12 protein-coding genes are annotated in these 22,508 nt (G+C 59.0%); 4 read left to right on the plus strand and 8 right to left on the minus strand.

What is annotated here, in order from left to right:
* Window positions 1–433: 433 nt before the first annotated feature.
* Window positions 434–1,795 carry an efflux RND transporter periplasmic adaptor subunit gene (locus tag JSS27_05320; GenBank protein MBS0208356.1) on the plus strand — a complete coding sequence of 454 codons (1,362 nt, stop codon included), beginning with the start codon at window positions 434–436 and terminating at the stop codon, window positions 1,793–1,795.
* Between the two features lie 105 nt (window positions 1,796–1,900).
* Window positions 1,901–5,221, plus strand: coding sequence for an efflux RND transporter permease subunit (locus tag JSS27_05325; GenBank protein ID MBS0208357.1), 3,321 nt, complete (start codon window positions 1,901–1,903; stop codon window positions 5,219–5,221).
* A gap of 235 nt (window positions 5,222–5,456) precedes the next feature.
* Here JSS27_05325 and JSS27_05330 read toward each other — a convergent pair whose 3' ends face one another.
* The 8 genes from JSS27_05330 to JSS27_05365 all read right to left on the minus strand — a co-directional run bounded on the left by JSS27_05330 (window position 5,457) and on the right by JSS27_05365 (window position 19,858).
* Entirely contained in the window at window positions 5,457–7,907 is a 2,451-nt protein-coding gene (locus tag JSS27_05330; protein ID MBS0208358.1) for a plasma-membrane proton-efflux P-type ATPase, read from the minus strand.
* A gap of 204 nt (window positions 7,908–8,111) precedes the next feature.
* A complete protein-coding gene (locus JSS27_05335) occupies window positions 8,112–8,570 on the minus strand; it encodes a hypothetical protein (protein ID MBS0208359.1) in 459 nt (152 codons plus the stop codon).
* Window positions 8,571–8,624: 54 nt separating this feature from the next.
* A complete protein-coding gene (locus JSS27_05340) occupies window positions 8,625–9,647 on the minus strand; it encodes a malate dehydrogenase (GenBank protein ID MBS0208360.1) in 1,023 nt (340 codons plus the stop codon).
* A gap of 64 nt (window positions 9,648–9,711) precedes the next feature.
* The gene (locus tag JSS27_05345) at window positions 9,712–12,990 is read right to left on the minus strand and encodes an efflux RND transporter permease subunit (protein ID MBS0208361.1); all 3,279 of its coding nucleotides are present in this window, start codon (window positions 12,988–12,990) and stop codon (window positions 9,712–9,714) included.
* Window positions 12,991–13,092: 102 nt separating this feature from the next.
* Window positions 13,093–14,499: an efflux RND transporter periplasmic adaptor subunit gene (locus tag JSS27_05350; protein ID MBS0208362.1), complete on the minus strand. Its 1,407-nt coding sequence runs from the start codon at window positions 14,497–14,499 to the stop codon at window positions 13,093–13,095.
* 385 nt (window positions 14,500–14,884) lie between these two features.
* The gene (locus tag JSS27_05355; GenBank protein ID MBS0208363.1) at window positions 14,885–16,270 is read right to left on the minus strand and encodes a TolC family protein; all 1,386 of its coding nucleotides are present in this window, start codon (window positions 16,268–16,270) and stop codon (window positions 14,885–14,887) included.
* 226 nt (window positions 16,271–16,496) lie between these two features.
* Window positions 16,497–18,149, minus strand: coding sequence for a TolC family protein (locus JSS27_05360; protein ID MBS0208364.1), 1,653 nt, complete (start codon window positions 18,147–18,149; stop codon window positions 16,497–16,499).
* Between the two features lie 98 nt (window positions 18,150–18,247).
* Window positions 18,248–19,858 carry a TolC family protein gene (locus JSS27_05365; protein ID MBS0208365.1) on the minus strand — a complete coding sequence of 537 codons (1,611 nt, stop codon included), beginning with the start codon at window positions 19,856–19,858 and terminating at the stop codon, window positions 18,248–18,250.
* A gap of 595 nt (window positions 19,859–20,453) precedes the next feature.
* On the opposite strand from JSS27_05365, the gene JSS27_05370 reads away from it, so the two are divergent.
* Both JSS27_05370 and JSS27_05375 read left to right on the plus strand, forming a co-directional pair.
* Window positions 20,454–20,819 (plus strand): hypothetical protein, encoded by a 366-nt coding sequence (locus tag JSS27_05370; protein MBS0208366.1) that lies wholly within the window; start codon window positions 20,454–20,456, stop codon window positions 20,817–20,819.
* An 89-nt stretch (window positions 20,820–20,908) separates the two neighbouring features.
* Window positions 20,909–22,501 carry an arylsulfatase gene (locus JSS27_05375; GenBank protein ID MBS0208367.1) on the plus strand — a complete coding sequence of 531 codons (1,593 nt, stop codon included), beginning with the start codon at window positions 20,909–20,911 and terminating at the stop codon, window positions 22,499–22,501.
* Window positions 22,502–22,508: the final 7 nt, after the last annotated feature.

The raw sequence follows: 22,508 nt of genomic DNA on the forward strand, positions 1-22,508 counted from the left end.
TTTTCGTCAACTAGGCATTGGCAACCGTAAGCAGCTTTCATTGGTCCCTTACAATATCGCAATTCGCGTCACGTCAGCGACTAGGGCGATCAGACCTTTCCAGCGGCGCGGACACTACCTGCAGTGCTTCGTTTGCCGGTTGGGCGTCCACGCGAAGCTAGCCATGCATATGGCTTGGCGCGTAGGTAGTAGAAAAAACGACGCGCCATTCGTCACAGAGTCAGACGCGCCTTGCCGAGGAATGTTCAGATCTGGTGGTGACGAATTGTCGCCCTGCTCCATGCGTCGTCGCGGCTTGAGGGCGGCATGGAATTTGCTTTTGCAATCAGGGTTGACCGTTGTTCTAAAATAAAATGATGGGCGTTCGACTCTCTGCCATTGCTTCCTTGGTACCTAGCGAAAAGAGAAGGCCATAGCCATGAACCGAAGTCACATGCTGGTCGTGATCGTGGCCGTTACGCTGGCGACAGCGTTTTTCTTTGCGTTTGGCAAATATGAAGGGGCCACGGCCGGAACACAACGCGCTGACGCCGAGCAACACGATCCGCAAAACACGTTGACGCAGCCCCAGCCCAAAAAGCCGCACGTTGAAGCGGTTCATCCGAGGCCCGGCGGACTGCGGCGCTCTACCACACAGCCAGCCATCATCAACTCTTTTGGGATTGCGAACTTGTATGCCCAAGTTTCTGGTTACCTCAAAACGCAACAAGTTGATATTGGCGATCGAATCAAGATGGGAGAGGTGCTGGCCGTGATTGACGTGCCTGAGATCGAAACGCAGTTGAAGGGGAATCAAGCCCAAGTTGGCTTGGCCCAGTCGAAGGTCGAGCAGGCCGAAGCTCGCGTGAACTCCGCGGTGGCTAATTGGCGGGCCGCCAAAGCAGCCGAGCAACAAAGTGAAGAAGACGTTAATAAAGCGGTCGCCACACGCGTCTTTCGCGAGAAGGCATACAGCCGGATCAAGGAATTGTTCGAGCTCAAGTCGATCGAAGAAAAACTGGTCGACGAAGAACAGGAACGTCGCGATTCGGCACGCGCCTCCGAACGAGCAGCCAACGCAGCGCTCGTTAGCGCCCGGGCACAGATCGACGCGGCCCTGGCCAGCGTCGAGCTGGCCAAGGCGGATGTCCACGCCGCGAAACAACAAGTGCGCGTCGCCGAGGCCGCCGTCGAGCGGACCCAGGTGTCACTCGACTACGCCAAGATCGTCGCGCCCTTCGATGGCGTGATTACCGTTCGAAATTATTACCCCGGCGATTTTGTTCCCGACGCCCAACAAGGAGCGTCGAAGCCGATACTGGCGGCAGTGCGGACAGACCTCATGCGGGTGGTCGTGCAAATTCCCGACGACGACGTGGCCTACGTGCGACAGGGAGAAGAGGCATCGATCAGTGTCGACGCTCTGGGTGGGCGCGAATTTACGGGCCAGGTATCGCGGATGGCCAACAAGGAAGATGAACTGACGCGCACGATGCGCATCGAAATTGACTTGCCCAATCCAGACAACCTTTTACGAGATGGAATGTATGGCCGGGCGACCATCAAGCTGGCCGCCCCCTCCGCTAACGCGGTGACGATTCCCTCGGGTTACCTGGTCGGCAATGTCGAGCATCATCACGGAAGCATCTATGTCGTCGACAATGGAAAAATGCGGCGTCAGGAGGTCACGATCGGCGCGGACGACGGCACCCACGTCGAAGTGCTCGAAGGCGTCGATGCCGGCGACTGGGTCGTAACAAACCGCGCGGGAATCGCAGGAAATAATGTCCCGGTTGAGGTCATTGAGCGTAAATGACCGATTTCGACCCCAAATTGTCAATCGCTAATGTTCGGCTTCTGACTAAAGCTCTCTGAAAACTTGTGGGGCCATTGGCTGTTGTGATTTCAGGAGTTCAGGAATATGAACGGCCTAATCCGCGCCTCGCTAAAGAACCCGTATGCGGTCACCGTCTTTGTCTTCACGCTGGTGGTAATCGGCGCGCTCACGCTGTCGCGAATTCCGGTTGATATTCTTCCGGTGTTCAAAAGCCCAGCGGTTCAGGTTCTGACGTTCTACTCCGGCATGGCGGCGGCAAACGTCGAACGGGACATCACCAATCGAATGGAGCGTTGGACTGGCCAGGCCGCCGGCACCAAGCGGCAGGAATCACGCTCGATTGTCGGCGCCAGCGTCATCACCAATTACTACCGTAGCGGGACCGACCCCAACGGCGCCCTGACGCAAGTCAACTCGCTGGCTACCGCGGCCATTCCCAATCTGCCACCAGGAACCTTGCCGCCGGTTGTTCTGCCATACGACCCGACAAGCGTCGTGCCCGCCTGTATTGTCGCGCTCGATAGCAAGGAGGAGTCAGAAGCCATTCTCTATGACGTGGGCCGGTACGAGGTCCGGAACATGATCATGAGTTCGCCAGGCGCCGTCGCACCGGTAGTTTACGGAGGCAAACTGCGAACCGTGCTGGCTTACCTCGATCGCATCAAGCTCGAAGCTCGCGGCTTGTCGTTGTTGGACGCGATGCGCGCCATGGACGAATCCAACCTGTTTCTCCCGACCGGCGACGCCAAGTTAGGTGACACCGATTTTGCGATCGACTCGAACTCGATGTTCAAAAGCGTGGATCACATGGGGGACATCCCCTTGCGCAACGCGCACGGCAATGCCGCCTACCTGCGCGATGTTGGAACACCTAAAGATGCGGCCCTCATTCAAACCAACGTGGTACGCGTCAACGGCCGCCGGCAAGTTTACGTTCCCGTTTATCGGCAACTCGGTTCGAGCACGCTCGAAGTGGTCGACAACCTGAAGCAGGCGGTGCCGAAAATGAAAGCGCGACTCTCGCGTCCCGATGTCGATCTGAAATTGGTGATGGACCAGTCGGTATACGTTCGGCAGTCCATCAAGAGCCTCGCACAAGAAGGGGTATTGGGTGCGGTTCTCTGCTCACTGGTGATCTTGCTTTTTTTGGGCCAATGGCGGATGACGGCCATTGCCATCATGACGATTCCAATTTCGGTTCTGGCGGCCATGATCGGGCTATACCTTACGGGCAACACCGTAAATGTCATGACATTGGCCGGGCTGTCGCTGGCGATCGGCCCGATGGTCGATAGCGCGATTGTCTGTTTGGAGAATACGCATCGCCACCTGGAAATGGGAACAAATGTCACGCAAGCGGCGTACCAGGGGGCGCGGGAAGTTGCCATGCCCGAACTGGTCGCTAGTCTTTGCACACCGATGGTCTTGGCGCCGCTGGCGTTGATGCCGGGTCTGGGGGAGTACCTGTTCCGGCCCATGGCGTTAGCGGTGGGGTTTGCGATGGCCTTGGCGTATCTGATGTCGCTATCGTTCGTACCCACGCGGTGCGCCGCCTGGCTGCGCCCTCACGAGAAACAGGGGCCGGGCAAATCTCGAGAACCGGACGAGTCACGTCCTCAAGTAAATAGCAGCCGCTGGCAAGCGATTAAGCAAGGGGCCGCCCTTCCGTTGCGCTTGATCGGCCGCGCCTTTGGCCGCTGGGAAAAGCTGATTGAAGCGAGCATCGCCTGGTACCAGCGCTGTTTGGACCGCGTGATGCGGCATCGCAAAATGACGGTCGGCATCGCCGTCGCGTTGCTGTTGGTAGTAGTAGGAGGGCTCGGCAGCCAGTTGCGTCGCGAGTTCTTTCCCGAAGTCGATGCCGGTGCGTTCCAATTGTTCCTCCGCGCCAAAACCGGAACCCGCATCGAAATCACCGAGCAACGAGTCGCTCAAGTCGAAAAAGTACTTCACCAAATGATCGGCAAGGATCTGCAATTGGTGCTTAGCGAAATTGGCGTCACGCCCGACTGGTCAGCCGCTTACACTCCCAATGCCGGTCCCATGGACTGCGTGATGAAAGTCCAGCTTAACCCCGAACGCGATCACTCGGCTCAGCGCTATGTTTCAATGCTACGCAGCAAGTTTGCCAGCGACCTCTCGTTTACCGACCTCGAATTCGCCTTTGATGCCGGTGGCATGATCACTGGTGCCGTAAACGAGGGAAAATCGACTCCGATCAATATCCGGATCGAAACCAAGGACTTGACCAAGGCGCGAGCGATTGCCGAGCAGATCCGCGCCAAAGCAGTGCAAATCGACGGCGTGGTCGATTGCCGGATCATGGAGCGGCTCGACTATCCGCAATACGTCGTCGAGGTCGATCGAGCCAAGGCAGCCGACTTGGGCTTGACGCAAGCCGAGGTGATGCGGAACGTCGTCGCCGCGTTCAACTCCAGCATTCAGTTCAACAAAAAGAATTTCTGGATCGATCCAGTCAGCCACAATCAATACTACGTCGGCGTCCAATACCCCGAGTCGTCGATCACGTCGGTCGAAACGATTTTGAATGTGCCGATCACCAGTCCGGTGCAAAATCGGCCGGTTCCGTTGCGGAACGTCATCTCATTGCGTCGCGGTCAAGTGCCGGCCGAAGTGGTCCACACCAATTTGCAGGAGACGATGGAGGTGACAATGGGCGTTGAACGCCGTGACTTGGGGCACGTGGCGTCCGACGTGGGCCGAATGTTGAATCAGTTCGGCAGGTCAACTGGCAACAACGAATGGGATTTGTATGATCCCGACTCGACGGAATCGAAAACCCTGGAGGGGGCCACGATGACAATTTCGGGCGAATACTCACGGATGCTCGACACTTTTCGCGATCTAGGGATCGGACTGATCCTGGCATGGTTGCTTATTTATTTTCTGATGGTAGCCCTATTTCGTTCATACATTCTGCCGCTGGTGGTGTTATTTGCCGTGCCAATTGGCCTCGTGGGCGTGGTTGCGATGCTGTTTCTCACGCAGACCGCGGTCAACGTGCAATCGATTCTGGGCGTGATCTTCATGGTCGGCATCGTCGTTTCGAACACAGTCCTGCTCACTGATTTTGCCCAGGGTATTCGGGAGATCGAAAAATTGAGCCCCACCGAGGCGATCAAGAAGGCCGCGTCGATTCGTGTTCGCCCGGTGGTGATGACCGCGTTGGCGGCCTTCTTCGCGCTGCTACCGATGGCGCTCGGCCTGGAACGCGGAAGCGAAGCGAATGTGCCCTTGGGGCGAGCCGTCATTGGCGGATTGCTCGCCGGCATGGTCACGACGCTGTTCGTGGTCCCTTCCCTGTACTCGCTGGTGATTCGCGACACGGAAGTCCACATGCACGAACGTGATAACCAAATCGATAAACTGACTGGCGCCGTGTAAGACCTTTCTTGCCCGAGAAGACCATTTCTCGCCTACAGACCTCCACGCCGCGTACACCGCATCGGAATCGCGGGGTGTTTGTCGTCCGCACGATCTCGCCAACGGCGGACCTGGCCCTCGACTCTTCACCGCCATACGGCGACTGGATTTCCGAGACGGCAACCTCGGGCTGCCTTGGCAAAGATGTTGGCCAGATCAAGGTGAGAATCGGCGTGCCCCCTAAAAGGAACAACTCCTAGCTCGGAGCAAGCCATTTAATCATTGCCACCTTCACGGCATCGTTGACGACAAGGCACGAACCCATCGCATAACCGAAGATGGCCAGCATCTGCCACCAAGGCAGGGGCGCAAGGCCCGAGAGGCCAACAAGAGCCAGGACCGACCCGACGAGCGCTTCGGCCGTTAGGGCGACGAAGAGGCTCTTGCTGGGCATGGTCGCCCAAAACCAGCGACGTTCCCGCGCCGACACCAAGGAGAACACTGCAAAATAGAGCAGTGTCAAGAAGCTAAATGTATGAAGCGGCTGGTCTTTAACCCCTTCGAGCGGCGCCAGATCAAAACTTGACCAGCAGAGATACAAAAGGAGCAGAGTCTCCACCACCATCAGCATACCCAATACCACGGAGACCATAATGAAGCCGCCGATGTCCCAGGTCTCCGGCTTTCGAGAGTGTCGCACATGATCGGTGGCAAGCGTGATTTTCGCGAAGTCTGTCATGAAGGTGAGCAGGAGCATCGCAAAGGCCGAGACAACAAACTGACCGGTCACGATGAAGGCAATCGCCACGAAGGTGGACTTCAGGATCGTCCGACTGATCTTGTTGATGATCCATGTCAGCACCCGCTGGTAGATGATCCGCCCCTGCTCAACCAGCGCCACAATGTCGGTGAGCCCCTGATCCGTTAAAACGACGCTCGCGGCTCCCTTGGCAACATCGGTCGCTGCGCTGACGGCGATGCCCACTTCGGCTTGACGGAGTGCCGGCGCGTCGTTGACGCCGTCGCCCGTCATGCCAACCACATGTCCGGCAGCCTGCAAGTGCTGAACTACCAGATACTTGTCCTCTGGGTAGACTTCGGCAATGCCATCGGCGCCGGCGAGAAGATCGACCCCCGCATTACCAGCTTGAGCGTCCTGGGCTTTCAAGTCTGCCACCTTGCGGATATTTGGCAACCCGACTCCGTTGCCAATCTCACACGCCACCGCCAGTGCGTCGCCCGTCAGCATCTTGACCGGGACGCCGAGATCGTGGAGTTCGCCAACAAGCTGCTTCGCATCAGGTCGCGGTGGATCGTATAAGCTCACCAGCCCAACTAACCTGGGGGTACCCGTTTCAGGGCCGCGCGCCACCGCGAGCATTCGATAGCCCTTGAGCGCGGACTCACGAACCTGGGCATCGAGCGCCTCGATCGCTTGGGGCTGCATCCCACACGCCTCGGCGACAGTGCGTACGGCGCCTTTCATCACGCGTAGCCTCTGCCCGCCCTGTTCGATCACTGCTTCAGTCCGCCGGTTTTTTGCATCAAACGGCGCAAATGAGATCGGCTTGACTGCCGGAACACCGTCCAAGGCGTGTTTCGCTTTCGCCGCGGCGAGGAATGCGAGATCAATCGGATCCTGGTTGGCTTCCTGGGAAGCCAAGGCGCCAGCAAACAGCACGTCGGTTTCCTGGGCATTGTCGAGCGGGATCACGCCGGTGACCGCCAATTGATTCATCGTAATGGTGCCAGTCTTGTCCACGCAGAGCACGTCCATTGTCGCGGCGTCTTCCGCTGCACTGAGCCGCGTGACCAGCACGCCTCGTTTTGCCAACTCCGCCGATCCGATGGCCATGCTGACGGTAAACATGACCGGCAGCGCCACAGGCACGGCACTCATCAGAAGCACCAGCATGAGCGGGATCATTTCGAACAGAGGCGCACCACGGCTCAGTGACAATGCCATGACCACCGTCAACAATACACCGACAATGATAAACAGCCAGCGAACGACCTTGGTGATTACTGATTCGATATGCAGCTTGGGGCTCGCGACCTGCACGAGTTCGGTAGTGCGGCCAAAATAGGTCTTTGCCCCGGTCAGAATCACGACGCCGTTGCCTTCTCCTCGACGGACGACAGAGCCCGACGAAAGCACTTCACAAGGGGCCTTGTCGACATCTCTCGACTCTCCCGTGAGGGCCGATTGATCGACGCTCAAGGTCCCGGTCAGCACCTTCATATCCGCGGGAATAACGTCCCCTGGTCGTACGCGAACAATATCGCCGGGAACCAGTTCTCGAGCAGGTACGACTTGCCATTTCGCATCTCTCAGCACACGCGCACTGATCTGGAGTCGCCGTCGCAATGTCTCCATCACGCCTGCGGCACGACGCTCTTGGGCATAACCCAATACCGCATTAACTAATAGCAACGCACTCACGATGGCGAGATCGGAGTAATTCCGCAGCACGAGTGACAGAATCATGATCAGTTCGAGCATCCAGGCCGATAGTCCCCAGAATTTTCCGAAGAACTTGAGGAGGGGGTGCTCCCTTCGCTCGGCCACCTCGTTGTAGCCCTGCTCCTTGCGGCGGATTTCGACTTCGCCACGCGAGAGTCCGGTGTCGGCGTCCACCTGAAGGGACGCGAGCGTGTCGGGAATCGACACCAATGCGATGTTAGGCGATTTCAAGCTTGCTGGCATTTGTAGTGCCGGCCACAGGCGTTTCAGACGCCCGTGTCACGCGGTATGGGGTGGGCAACCCGAGAGCAATGATGCCGGTACTCTTGGTATCGCTAGCCGGACTTGCTCTGGCGTCACGACAGAAGGCCACGTCACCCAGGTTGTGCCGGCGCCCTCGCTTAGGCACCTAACTCACCCGGTTGCTTGGAATGCTCGCGAGTTTCGTCAAACGTCCTTCAAGCCATCTTTTGCATTGAGTGGCCCCTCGATTCCCTTGGCATGTCGCGAGCATCCTAATCGCCAATAGAAGATGCCGAATGCCAGTGCGGGAACGGGACTCGTCAGCAGGTAGGCGATCAGTTCTAGATCGAATAATTCACCTAGCCGCTTTCCCTCAAGCAAATCGAAAAGCAGCGGAAACAGCACTGGCGCCAGCGATAGCATCCCCACCATGATCAACAGCACCCCGGCGCTGATCGGACTTCGGTGGGCCAGCAGCACGGCAGGTAATAACGTGAAGGGCGCCAGAAGCGCAAACGACCAGAGCGTCACCCACTCGGCCTTCGTGCCAGGATGCTGCTCGGCGGGGTTGCCATGCGCTAGCAGTAAAGCCGCGATGGACAGCAGGACTAAGCCGACGACAATTCCGAAATACCAGACGGCTCGTTCCCACCGCGAACCCATGAGTGTCCCCCTAACGGGCATTGAGCAGCGCTCATTCCGCCTGGCGGCGACGCTTTAGATTCCGGCTGCGGTCTTCTCGAGTTCCAACTCTTCGATGTTTTGGTCCAATCGGGCCCGCGCATAGTTATCAATGTAGAGATCGTCGACGACATCCCATTGATGCCCGTCTTCGGTGCGCAAAGGCAAACCAAACACCAAGCCCTTGGGCACATCGTAAGCGCCGGGCGAACACACGGCGGCGCCAAAGCGTCGGTAAAAAGGGGTCGGGGTCGAGATTGAGCGAATCGTCCCAAGGATCGCCTGCGCTGCCGCGGCCGCGGGAGTCGTGCCGCAGAGGCTGTTGATCTCGCGACTACGCGTCGCGACGGCCGGCTCGAACACTTCATGCACCCATTTCTGATCGGTAATTAGCTCGTGAGCAGGCCGCTCGCCAATGAACGAATTGCGGAAGTCGACAAAGATGCTTTCGCTATGATTTCCCCAGACCGTTACGCGGTTCACTTTCGACACCGGCACCTGTGCCTTTTCGGCAATCATGGCAGTCGCGCGCATGCGATCGAGTCGATTTAAGGCGAACCAGCGCTCGGGGGCCACATTGGGGGCCTCGTGCATGGCGATCATGCAGTTGGTATTGCAGGGCTCCGCCACCACCAGAATACGCGCGGTTGGGCAGGCCAAATTGATCGCGCGTCCATGCTCGACATAGATGGGGCCGTTCTTATGCAGCAAATCATGCCGCGACGATTGATCGTAGTTCAGGGGCCAGCCGGCCAGAAGAATCACCCAGTCGGCGCCGTGAAAGGCTTCGAAAGGGTCGGAAGATAATTCAATGTCGTTCAACAGTGGATAGGCGCAGTCCTTTAACTCCATGCTCAAGGCCTGCAACGCCCGCATCCCTTTGGGCGACTCGAGCAAGCTTAGCGTCACCGATTGCACGGGGCCGAACAGCGCGCCGGCAGCGATGCGGAAAACCAGATTGTAGCCCAAATGCCCGGATGCGCCACTAATGGCGACACGAATGGGCGCGGCAGGCTCATCACCTGGCCACCAATTCGGCAATGGCGGGTGCTCGGTCATTTATTTTGTCTTTCTAGTCTTGTTTCCGTTCGCGAAGCGGCCACAACAACAAAGACACCAGCCATTACAGTTCTTCACCAGTCGTGGGAGTTAGCTCGGGAGCAGTTTCAAGCGGTGGATCATTTCGAAGATCAATTGCCGGACGATCGTCACGGACCATCAACGAAAAGAGCGCTGGCAAGACGAACAAAGTAGCCGGTTCCACCGCGATTAGACCACCCAGGATAGCTCGGGCCAAGGGAGCATTTGCTTCGCTGCCCAACTCAAATGCCAAAGCGGCGGGCACCATGGCAAAGAACGCAGCCAGTGCCGTCATCGTAACCGGCCGCACGCGGATCGAGGCCGCTTTGCGAATCGCCTCGGTCGGACTCAATCCTTCATGACGTCGCAACTCCTGGGCAAAGTCTGACATCAGCACGGCGTTCGATACGTTGATGCCGACGATGAAAATGATGCCCAGCAGCGACTGTACGTTCAGGGCAGTACCCGTCGCAAAGAGCATCACCACGACGCCAGCCAATGACAGTGGCACGATCAGCATGACCGAAAGCGGCACAATCCACGACTTGCCCAGTGCCACCATCAGAAAATAGATCAGCAAGCTGGCCAGAATCAGCGCCACGCTCAGGCTACTAAAAGTATCCTGCATGCGAGCGTATTCACCGCTCAACTCGATCTTGGCGCCTTCGAGCGTCTTCTTGGATTGAGGCTCGTGAATATCGTAAGGCGCCCATCGACCGTCGGGCAATCGTGCGCCAAAGCGATCGATCACCTTGGCAACATCCACTGACACGTGCCCCAGGTCACGGCGGGCTACTCCCATGGTCAAGTCGATTGCCGGTTGAATATTAACGTGGCCGATTTCGGTCGGAACCGTGGTTCGCGAAATCGTCACCAGGTTTCTTAGCGGGACCGGTGTGTGCTGCTTGGGGCTGGTCACTGGAATATCGAGCAATGTGTCGATCGAAACGATGTCCTGTTCGGGATATTGCACGCCGACGAAGTATTGGTTGTAGCTGACCGGGTCGATCCAGAAGTTTTTCTTGTTGAACGAGATGCTTGAGTTCGTCGCCGCCACGACGTTGCGCATGATGTCTTCCTGGTTCAACCCCAGGTCAGCGGCCTTGGAACGATCGACCGTCAACGTGAATTGCGGGTAGTTCATGCGTTGAATGACCCGGGCGTCGACCACGCCGTCAACCTTGATCACCTCCTTGCGCAGCGCATCGGCAATGTCATACGACAGGTGCATGTTCTTGCCGATCACGCGAATGTTAATCGGCGTGGACTTGCCCTCGTTCAAGGCGCCGCGAATCATGCCGCCCGTGTCAAAGGCATATTCCAACTGTGACAGTTGCTCGTTGGCGTGCAATTCGCGGCGCAAACGCTCAGCGTAATACTGCGAAGAGTGATGGCGGTGCTCGCTGAGCTGAACTTTTACCACGGCATCCATCGGCCCCGCGTTGGGGGTGTAAGCCGCTGACCAGTCTGAGGTGACGCCCAATTCGGACACGATCAACTGCAAGTCGTGTTCGTCAATGTTCTTTCGGACGAAGTCCTCGACTTTTGCAATCCATTCTTCACTGACTTCGATGCGCGTGCCGCTCGGCGATCTGACCGCCAGTTCGAACGCCCCGGCGTCAACGTCGGGAAAGAATTCTCGCCGCAGATTCGGTCCGATCGTGGCCAGTACGACGGCCAGTGTCCCGAAGCCAGTGAACACTACTTTCCAGCGATTGCCCAGCACCCACCCCAAGGCCACCACGTATTTACTGATCGCGGATTCGATCACGCGTTCCCATCGGGCGAAGGCCCGCGCAACTAGGTTTTTGGGCTTTTCGTCGTGGCCATGGCCACCATGAGATTTGAGAAACATGGCACTGAATGACGGCACCAGAGTTCGCGATAGCAAATACGCGCAAATCATGGCGAAGGCTACCGCCAGTGCCATCGGCGTGAACAAGAACTGGCCAATTCCCGGAACAAAGGCCAACGGCGACAACACCAAGAACGTACAAAGCGTGGCAATCAATTCGGGCATCGCGACTTCGCTGGCGCCGAGGAAGGCAGCTTCCTTGGGCTCGACGCCGAAACCCAGGTGTCGATGCGTGTTCTCCAGGCAAATGATCGCGCTGTCGACCATCGGCCCAATGGCTAACGCCAAACCAGCCAGCGTCATGACATTCACGGTCATGCCGGCGGCATAAAGGCAGACAATCGCACCGAAGACGGCCAGCGGCAGCGTCAGAATCGCGATCACGGTCATGCGCCATTCACCCAAGAACAGCAGGATGACCAACGAGCACAAAATAGCCCCCAGAATCCCTTCTTGAATCAAGGCCGCGATCGAGGCACGAACATAAACGGACTGATCCATTACTAATTTCAGGTCAATTCCCGGCCGTGTGATTCGCGCCTGCATGTCGGCCAGACCATTGCGGACTGAATCGACCACGCGTAACGTGCTAGCGCCCAATTGACGATAGACGGGAATGTAGACCTGACGCCGGCCGTTCACGCGGACGACGTTGGTCTGAATGAATGCGGCATCGCTAGGGGTGGCCACGTCGCGCATAAACGAGATCTTGTTGTCCGATGCGCTAAGTGGGATATCTCCCATCCGCTCGACGAACGTGTACATCGAATTCGAATCGACGGCGTAGTCGGTATTGCCCATCTTGACGCTGCCGGTCGGCAAAAAGAGGTTGTAATTGTCCATGGCCTTCATCACATCCAAGGGGGATAAACCCCGCGCTTGCATGCGAATCCGATCGAGGTACAGCATGACCGCTCGAACCTTGCCGCCATAAACCACAGGCGCCACGGCGCCTGGGTTACTCATGATCATGCTGCGGACTTCATAGCGGCCAACGTCGTACAGAATCGCTTCGGTCTGCGAACTGCTGTCGAGCGCCACCAACGCGACGGGCGTACTACTTGTAGGATCGAAAGGCAACACCACCGGCGGAAGAGTGCCGGGGGGCAAATTCGGAATCGTGGCCAGCGCGAGCGAATTGACTTGGGTCAGCGCACCGCTGGGATCGACGTCGCTTTGAAAATAGTTGCGGACAATGCTAGCGCCGACAATCGATCGCGATTCCTGACGCTTCAGACCATTGGACTGACCGACCCACCGCTCCATGCGATTGGTGATGTCTTTCTCGATTCCTTCAGCCGGCATGCCGCCATAGAACGTCAATACCTGCACGGCCGGACTTTTAAACACCGGCAAGATGTCGATCGGAATCATGGTCATGACCAATACGCCAATCACGAGCATGGTCAAGGCCATGACCGTAACGGCATACGCATTCCGAATGGAAGCCTGAATAAGTCCGTTCATCGATTGGTTTCAGCCGATTGTCAGTTTTGATTACGTGGTTACGCGTCAATACACCCGAGGCGCAACCGCGGGCAGCGCGGCAGCTTAAGCCGGGTGTCGTTACTAGTGCCCCAAGGAGCGGGCCTCGGCACCGGCCGCGTGAGTTGCGTCAACCGGTGTCCCATCTTGGATGGCGCCGCTGTTGCTGGCCACAACCAAGTCTTTGACCGTCAATCCGCCAAGCACCTCCACGGCAATGCCGTTGTCGGTGCCGACCTGAATCGGTGTCTTGCGCGCCTTGCCGTCGCGGACCACGAACACGGCGCCTTGGCCGTCGCGCACGCCGCCGACCAGACAGGAGGAGGGAATCTGCACTGCCGCAGGAGCGGCTGGCTGCAATTCGATCGTCACACGTCCATACATGCCCCCGCGCAACACGCGTTCCGTATTCGGCAAGTCGACCTCGGCGCGCATGTTGCGAGTCTTGTCATCTTCAATCACGGCAATACGCGATAGCTTGCCAGTGAACTTGCGCCCAGGCAGTGCATCGATCTCGACAAAGACGCCGTCGCCGGGCTCGGCGTACGGCACATCGCGATCGGGAATGGGCACAATCACCCGCATCAGATCAACGCGAGCTACGCTGACGACCGGTTGTGAAACGCCTTGATCGGCGGCTTTGATGAAGTCTCCGCGGTGGTATCCCCGAAACGTGATGACGCCGTCGTAGGGGGAAACGATTTTCAAATAGTCAAACATCACCTGCGCGCGCCCCAAGTTAGCCGCGGCGACGCGCACTTCGGCTTCGGCATCAGCCACGTCTGCCAGGGCCTGATCGATTTTGGCCGCGGCCGCCACCACTTGCGCCCGGTGGGTGGCCAAGGACGCCTGCGAAGCCGCGACGGCGGCCTCCGCCGCGCGGAATTGATCTTCTTTCTCGTCGACCAGCTTTTCGTCGATCGACTTCAGATCGAACAACTCGGAAATGCGTTTGAATTGTTTGCCGTGGAAAGATTCGCGAGCCAGATCGCGCTGCACGTCAGCTTGGGCCTGCACAACAGCAGCCTCGACTGCTTTGTGATCCGCTTGTGCCGAGACGACACGCGCCTGCATCTGGCGGACCTGAGCTTTGGCCCTTTCCACCGAGGCCGCCGCGCGTTCGACTTCCTTGAGTAATTCGGGAGAATCGAGGACCGCCAGCACCTGGCCAGCGCGAACCGTATCGCCGATGTCGACGTTCTGCTGAGCAAGATATCCGGATACCTTGGTATACAAATCGGCGAAGTCAAATGCGTGAACCGAGCCCGGTTGCGTGGTCACGCGCGGCAAACCGCCCGCCTTGGGGTGTACCGCGTCAATGCGAATGGTCTCGGAACTCAGCGGTTCACCCGCCGAATCACGAGCAGCCTGCGCGTGGGCGGCCGGCGTGTGCAACGGAGCCGCATTGCCAAGCCAATGCCAACCGCTAAACCCGGCCAGAAACACTCCGGCGACCGACGCTCCTCGCAGCCACCAATCACGATTGCTCATGAATAACCGCCTCGTTGGCGCAATAGAATACAAAACGGCAAAGATACTATCGCCTAACAAGTTATACTAGTTCATCGACCGCGCGGCGCGGCGCGGCGGTGTACTGTCGCGGAAATGTAATTCTTGCAGGCCTTGTCGCAAGACAAGTGCTGGCCTTTCTCACGGGAATGTAACCGAACATCGCCTGACGCGGATCAATCGCGACAGAATGACTCGCTTAAATGACGGCATGTCAATCAAGAGCGACTGACAGGTGTGTTCAATTTTAGGGCGCGAATTAGTGCCGCACCAGAACGCGGTGTGTGAATCGACGATCGTTGATTCGGAAGTCAGGCGCCCAGCATGGTCGGCTAACGGCCCGGGTAGCCGTACCGCGGAACTTGATCTATGGCCGCGAACCGATCGCTGCCTCTTCAAGTGGGGCAGGATTGGGGCCAGCACTCGAAGGTCGGCTCCCCACTGCGACAAATAAACGGAATTGAGCGAGGTCATAATCGACGACGGCGCCGATCGCATCTTGGCGCGCTTTCGCCAGACGGGTGATGCTGTTCAGCGATTCAATTGGCAAACCTTCGCCCAGTCGAGTGCGAATCAATTCCTCTTTAGCCCCGCGCTGGGCGCTCTCCAGTTGTCGAGCGACAACGTCAAGTCGCTGCTTGGCGGCTTGCAGTGCGGCAAAGGTTGCGATGACTTCTCTTCGTATGTTGAATTGTGTCACCGTGCGGCGGGCCACGGCTTCGGTACGATCGGCACTTCGCTGGTTCTGCAATGCGACATTGCCGGCGCCGAAATTCTGCAACGTCCAATACGCCCACATGTCGAAATCGCTGCGACCGCCAAATCGCTGAAAGGCTTCGACGTCCGACTTCAAATCGCTGCGATTGCTGCCACCGCCAAAGCCACCGGCGCTATATCCCACCATGACCGTGGGCAACAGCGGGCGCGTCCGCTCCAAGCGATAACGCGCTTGTGCCGCGCCAATCATTGCGCTTTGCGCGCGAATTTCTGGCCGCAGCCTGGCTGCCATTTCGGCCAGTTCCTCGGGCGTGCGAACGGGATCGACTAACTCAACCAACTCGAGCGGCGCCTGCATCGTGGTCAAGTGGATGGCCGGGTCAAGTCTGAGTAATCTTGCCAATTCATTTGACGCAATCATGGCTTCGGCCTCGGCATCGAGCGATTCCACTCGCATCAATAGCGCATCGCCGGTCGCGCGTTGAAAATCGCCTTCGCGTCCTTGGCCCGTCCGAGCAAATGACTGCGTGTTGCGGCGAATCTCATCGATTTCGCCAAGCGATTTCCGCCAGGCATCAATGCGCGACTCGGCGGCCGCCAGTTCGAGGTAGCGCGTGACGACATCGAGCAAGACCTCGTTAGTCACCGCCTGGTTCTCGGCGCCGCGTGCCGCCACTTCCTGACGCGCCGCCAGGGGCAGGAAGTAGGCATCACCAAGATGAGCGAAGATGCGAACCATGGGGATACCTAAGGTTTCGGCCGCCAATGTTCTGGCGCCGCCGCCGACGTAGACTGACTGCCGATCCACGTCGAAAATATGACCTGGCGAGGCCTGGTAGGGACCGTGGTGCGTGTCGTAATTGGCGCCGGCGTTCAAGTCGGGCAGCAACAGGACGCGTGTACTCCGATGAATGGCCATCGCTTCGGACAACGCGGCGCGACTCATGCCCAGATTAGGGTTAGTCACTTCGGCCAAGCGTATGGCCGACGGCAGATCGATCACGTGCGACTCAGCGGCGCCAGGAACGATGAGCAAGTCGTTGCTAGGCAGCGGTGCCGCGGCGGTCGCGTCGAGGGGCGGTTGAAGTTGCGGGACTTCACCACGAGCGATTACGCAGATAGCGCAAAGCAACGTCGCGAATGCCTGTGATCGTATTGTTTGTAGCGCGGGTGCCGTCATCTTCTCGATTCCATGCCGACGAAATTCATTTACCCACTTCAGCAGCTTGGTCTTGCCGACTGTTGTTCGAGTACCAGGACGATCAATGCTTCACGGCGGGGTCATTGTTTGGCCCGGGCACGGCCTCGGCCGGTCGCGCCAGCACGTCGGCCGGCGGTTGCCCAAGCGAGACATACAACGTGAACTGCGAGCGGTTATAGTCGACAATCGCTCGCAAATAGGCCAATCGCGCCTTTGCCAGCAGCCGCAAGCTATCCATCACCTCGATGGGCAGTCCCTCGAGGGCTCGAATCCGATTCACGTCCTCCGTATAGCTGTTGGTCGCCGCTTTCATGGCCTCTTCGGCCATTTGCAATTGCTTGAGTCGTGTTTTCGAACGCGCGTGGGCGTTGGAAACTTCCAAGCGGACTTGCTCATAGACGCCCAGTCGTTGCCAATCGGCGGCCGACAACCGCGCGCGGGCGGCATCGATCATCGCTCGATTGCCAAGACCGACATTCTTCAAGGTCCAATATGCGATGACGTCGAAGTCGATACGCTGAGCATAACTGCCGAACCGTGGCTCCCCGCTAGCAAACGGGTTGGCCCCCGGTGGCGCATTCACCAGGTTGCTGCCGCCGCCGAACATGCCTGAACTGTAGCCAAGGAAAAACGTCGGTGAGAACGGTAGTTTCTGGGCGCCTTCCAATTGCAGCAAGGCTTGCCGCACGACGGCCTGTCGTTCACGCAGTTCAGGACGCTGAGTCAGCGCAATCACCAGCAACTCGGGCAACTGCACGGGGTCGGGAACCAGTGGATGAGGCACGACCCAATTGTCGGTCGGATGCAAGCGAATGGCAGGATCGAGTCTGAGCAATTGCGCCAAGCGCGACGAGGTAACAAGGGTCTCGCCTTCGGCAGCTACGGCAATCGCTTCGCGGTCGATCAGTTCGGTCGCGGCGCGATGAGCGTCCGATGCCCGCCCCTGCCCGGTACGGGCGTGAGCGTCGGTCAGCCTTGATAATTCGAGCGCTTCTTGCCGGACCTTAAGCGCAATGCTACGACGCCCCTCTGCTTCGAGCAGATCCAAATACGCCGAGACGACTCGCAGCCCCATTTCATTTCGGGCGGCCGTGGTGCCAAACTCCCGTGCCGAGACGGCCTGCTGCGACTGCAAGTAGTTATAGGTCACATCCGCCAGATTCTGGACCCACATGACGCCCGGGATGTTTACGGTGCCGGCCGCCAGTGCGTTGGCGCCGGCGCCGACGAACATGGCACTGCGTGAGACATTGATGACGTTGCCGCTCGATTGCTGCAAATTGCCGATATGATCGTCGTAGCTGGTGCCAAGATTGATGGTCGGCAAAAACTGCGCGGCCGCTAGTTGGCGAACCGCCATCGATTCGAGCACCCGCTGCTGGGCTAACAAAAACTGTGGGTTGCGCACGTCAACCAACGCTAAAGCCGCGCCCAGGTCGATCGGCGTCACCTCGAGTCGAGGAAATAAATTGGTTAAGTCGTCTTGCGGTGGAGGAGCAGGTAAGACTTCGACCGGCTCCGCCACGCGCACAACTGGTCGCACCGTTGGCATGGCAGTGGCCGGTGCCACCGCTTCCACGGGTAACCGAAACCGCGACACGCTCGGGTCGTGGGCCTCGGGGCCCGACGCAACGACGCTAACCCGCACGGGGCTGCCAAACGGCTCCTCGGCGCGCGCGGCAGTCGTCAACCAGCCGATACTTGCCAGTGACATGCCAGCTAGCCAGGGCTGCAGCATTCGACGAGCATTTGACCGGCGATTATTCGGCAAGCGCATCGAGATTTTTTTCCAGGGAATTCGCATCGTTGGACCTAGGGCGCGATTCGGTCTGCGGGTGGGGCGGGAGGTTGAGCCACCGTCGGACGTACCAGCAAATCAGCCGGCGGCTGGCCGACTGCCGTGAACAGTGCAAAGTGAGCCTGGTTGTAGTCCACGATGGCGTTCAAATACTCACGTCGGGCATCGGAAAGCAGCCGTAAGCTGTCAAGCACTTCGATGGGTCGCCCCTCGTTATTGCGGACACGCAGCATATCTTCCTTGAGTGACATGGCGCTCGTCTCAACCGCACGCTGACGAATATTGACTTGCGCCAAGGATGATGTCTTGCGTGCATAGGTGGTGGCTACTTCCACCTGCACCTGATTGAGGACGATCAGACGTTCCATTTGCGTCTGGCCTAAACGTGCTCGAGCGCCTTGGATCAGGGCGTGATTACCAACGCCCAGATTGCGAAGCGACCAATACATAATCACGTCGAAGTCACCGCGCGAGGCAAAGTTGCCAAATCGCGGACCGTTAAGCGGCGCATTGAATCGAGGTTGGTCAGCGCTGGCGACCAGACCGCTGCCCCCGCCGTAAACCCCGTAGCTATAGCCAGCCATGACTTGAGGTGAAAATGGGAGCACCCTTGCCCCCTGTAGGTTGGCCATCGCCATCTCCACGGCGGCGCGAAACTGTCCCAACTCGGGCCGTCGATACAACGCCATGGCCAACAGTTCAGGCAACTCAATGGGGTCGGGAATGATCGAGCGCGGCACGACCCAAGGCTCGGCGGCGTGGAGGCGAACCGACGATTGCATATTGAGTAACGCCACCAACTGAGCTGATGCGATGGCCACTTCAGCATTTGCTTGCACCAGGTCAGCCTCGCGGCGAGCGAGCTCGTTGGCGCCTCGCGCCGCCTCGGCATCGCGACCTTGGCCCGCCCGAGCGTAGTCGCTAGTGACCCTGGCAATCTCCACGGCTTCGCCGCGCACTTGCTGCGCGATGGCACGGCCGCCCTCCGCGCGTAACAACTCGCCGTAGGCGAGGGCAACATCGAGTTGCAGGTTATTACTCGTTGCCCGATAGGCATATCGCGAGCTTTGCACCAGGGGCCGCGCGGCAATCATGCGAAATATCATTTCCGAGGCGTTTTGGTTGAACTGCACCCCGGGGATACCCACCGAGCCGGCCGCCACCGCATTGGCGCCGGCGCCTACGAACAGAGCATTTCGAGTGACGTCGAGTACATTCCCGCTGGCCTGCATCAATGCTCCACTGTGGGCATCGTAGTTCGTGCCAAGATTGAGATTGGGAAGCAATTGTGTCGCCGCCAGTTGCTGCACTGCCGTGGTCTGCAACGTCCGTGCATAGGCCACGGTGATGATCTGGTTTTGCGCGCCTGCTAGCCGCAGCGCCGTGGGCAGATCGATGGGCACTTCTTCCACCGCGACGCCTGGCGTCGCCTCGGCTAAGGGAGCCGACGGTATGGACAGTTCGCGCGTCGAATAGGAATCCTCGTTCCGGCCGCCGCGGTCAGGCGAGAACGGTTGTTCGGCGAGCGCGGCCGTGGCGGTCATGCCGGCGGCTAACACCGCCGGCCAACCTAATGACCTGGCGACGCACACCACTTTCTTAATTCTCTGCGAGCGAGCCTGCATGAGGTCGCAACTCCAGCAATAACGCCGAGCTATCAAATGTCGTTCCAAAGGTATGGGTCTTTATCGACCTAACGAATAGGGGACTTCTTACTGAAAATCCACCGATTCGTAGGAGTCGTAATAATCCGGCGTTAAGGTCAACGCGATCGCTACCGCCAGATACCAACTGGGCTCATAACCCGCAAAGTCGATGGCTGAACGTCATGTGACTGCGCGATTTTGCGGGGAAGCAGGCCCGTAGCGATTGGATGGCGGCCCAATTACGGGGGGACGTAATACTCGAAATGGTGGGGTTGAAACCAGCCCTTTCAGAGTCGTAATCGGTTTCCTTCCAAACCAACCGGATCGCGACACAATGTCGCGTGAGAGTGGGGAAAAGATTCAACTGCGATGGCTCAGGAGTGGCGGATTCCGGCGGAGGCAAGTCGCCAAGTTGACGGCGGGTTTGAAGCGGCGTTGCGACCAGGCAAGCGTCAAGCGGCGTCGTTCTTGAAGGGGCCGCCGGTTGCCGAACCTAAACCACTCGGACGCACTTCGAGGAAGCGTCAACGGCCCACTCGCCGAGCGGAACACCCGCCTGCGGATCGACTGTCTGTTGCCCAAGCAAGGCCCGCACTGCGGCGACCCGTGGGTGAGCGCCACCCACGTCGCTGCGCAGTACCAGACCGGAATCCCCCGTGCGGTGATCAATCGTCAATTCAACGTGCAGTTCGGCCGCTGTGACGTCTGCGGCCGCACGGTCGCCGGTCATCGCCAGCTTTTCCCTAGCCAGGGCCTGTTCCGCTGCCTCGCGGCCTTGCTTGCCACGGATTCGCTCTCCCTGCTCGTCAAACAGGGGGATGCGCCGCTTGATGCCGGGCTGGGTGGAGTACCAGCAATCAGCTTGCTTCCAAAGCCAGGCCGAACCATGCTGTTGTCGGCGCTGTTTGCGGGCGAGCCATGTGGGCCTTCCGTGAGTTAAAATCGTTGACCTGGGGCAATAGGCAGTCGATATTGCGCGTCGTATTGAATGCCACTCCCGCCACGCTCACCCCGTTGGAACAGCTCCCCATGCCTGGTTGCATCGCCAAGAACTCCGAACCCACTCGCCAGAAGTCATTGCGTCGTTTATTCCACAGGTTTACTACACTCGCTCTGGCCGCCGTGACGGCTGGAGTGGCATTTGCTTCGCGGAATCAGGCATTTTGTTCCACTCCAACCAGCCGGCCCAATATCATCTTCATCCTGGCCGATGACATCGGCTATGGCGACCTGTCTTGCCAAGGGGGCAAGCACGCCAAGACGCCGAACCTGGATCGGCTGGCCGCCGAAGGCTGCCGCTTCACCGACGCTCATTCTCCCGCGTCGACCTGCACTCCCACGCGCCGCGCGCTGTTGACCGGCGTTTATTCCTGGCGACAACAGCAAGGCTCGTCGATCGCGCCGGGCGACTACCCGTTGTCGATCAAGCCCGGCTCAACCACCGTGGCGTCGATCATGAAAGCCGCCGGCTACAAGACCGGCGTGGTCGGCAAGTGGCACGTCGGCCTGGGGCCCGAGGGTGGCCCCGACTGGAACAGCGCGATCAAGCCGGGGCCGCTTGAGTTGGGCTTTGATTACGCCTTTCTGATGGCGGCGACCGGCGACCGCGTGCCCACGGTCTATGTCGAAGATCATCGCGTGGTGGGGCTCGACCCCAGCGACCCAATCCGCGTCAGCTACAAGCAAAAGATCGGCAGCGAGCCAACCGGCGCCGAGAATCCTGAACTGCTGAAACTGAAGCACACGCACGGCCACGATATGACCATCGTGAACGGCGTCGGCCGCATTGGCTGGATGACCGGCGGCAAGGCGGCCCGCTGGGTCGACGAAGACATGGCCGACACGTTCACCAAGCACGCCGTCGGCTTCATCGAGCAGCACGCCCGCGAGCCGTTCTTTCTGTTCTTCGCCACGCACGATGTCCATGTGCCGCGCGTGCCACACGCACGGTTCCGCGGTAGCAGCTCGGTCGGCACGCGCGGCGACGTGATTCACGAACTGGACGATTCGGTCGGCAAGGTATTGGCCACGCTCGATCGGCTGAAACTCACGGACAACACGCTGGTCATTTTCAGCAGCGACAACGGCGGCGTGATGGATGACGGCTACGAAGACACCGGCAGCTTCGACTACCACCCCAATGCGCCGCTACGCGGCGATAAGGGAATGCTCTACGAAGGTGGCAACCGCGTGCCGTTCTTGGCCCGCTGGCCGGGGCACATCAAGCCCGGCGCCACCTCGGCCGCGCTGTTCGCGCTGCTGGATATGTCGGCCACGTTCGCGGCGATTGTCGATGTCAAGATTCCGAGCGGCCAGTGCCGCGACAGCGTGAACGTGCTGCCCGTTCTGCTTGGTCAATCGTCCACGGGGCGCGACAACTTCATCGCTCACATCGGCGGCACGACGGGCCCCTTTGCGGTGCGGCAAGGAACATGGAAGTACATCACGCCGGGCGCGCGCTCGGCACGCTTCCCCCAAGGCGAGCGGATCAACAAGCCGCAGTTGTACGACCTGTCGACCGACCTGGCCGAGACGAAAGACCTGGCCGCCGACAAGCCCGAGAAGGTCGCCGAGCTGCAAAAGCTGCTCAGTGACGCCCGCGGCAACGACGCAGGCAAATAACAAGCAA

This window comes from Planctomycetota bacterium (genome assembly GCA_018242585.1).
GTDB lineage: Bacteria > Planctomycetota > Planctomycetia > Pirellulales > PNKZ01 > JAFEBQ01.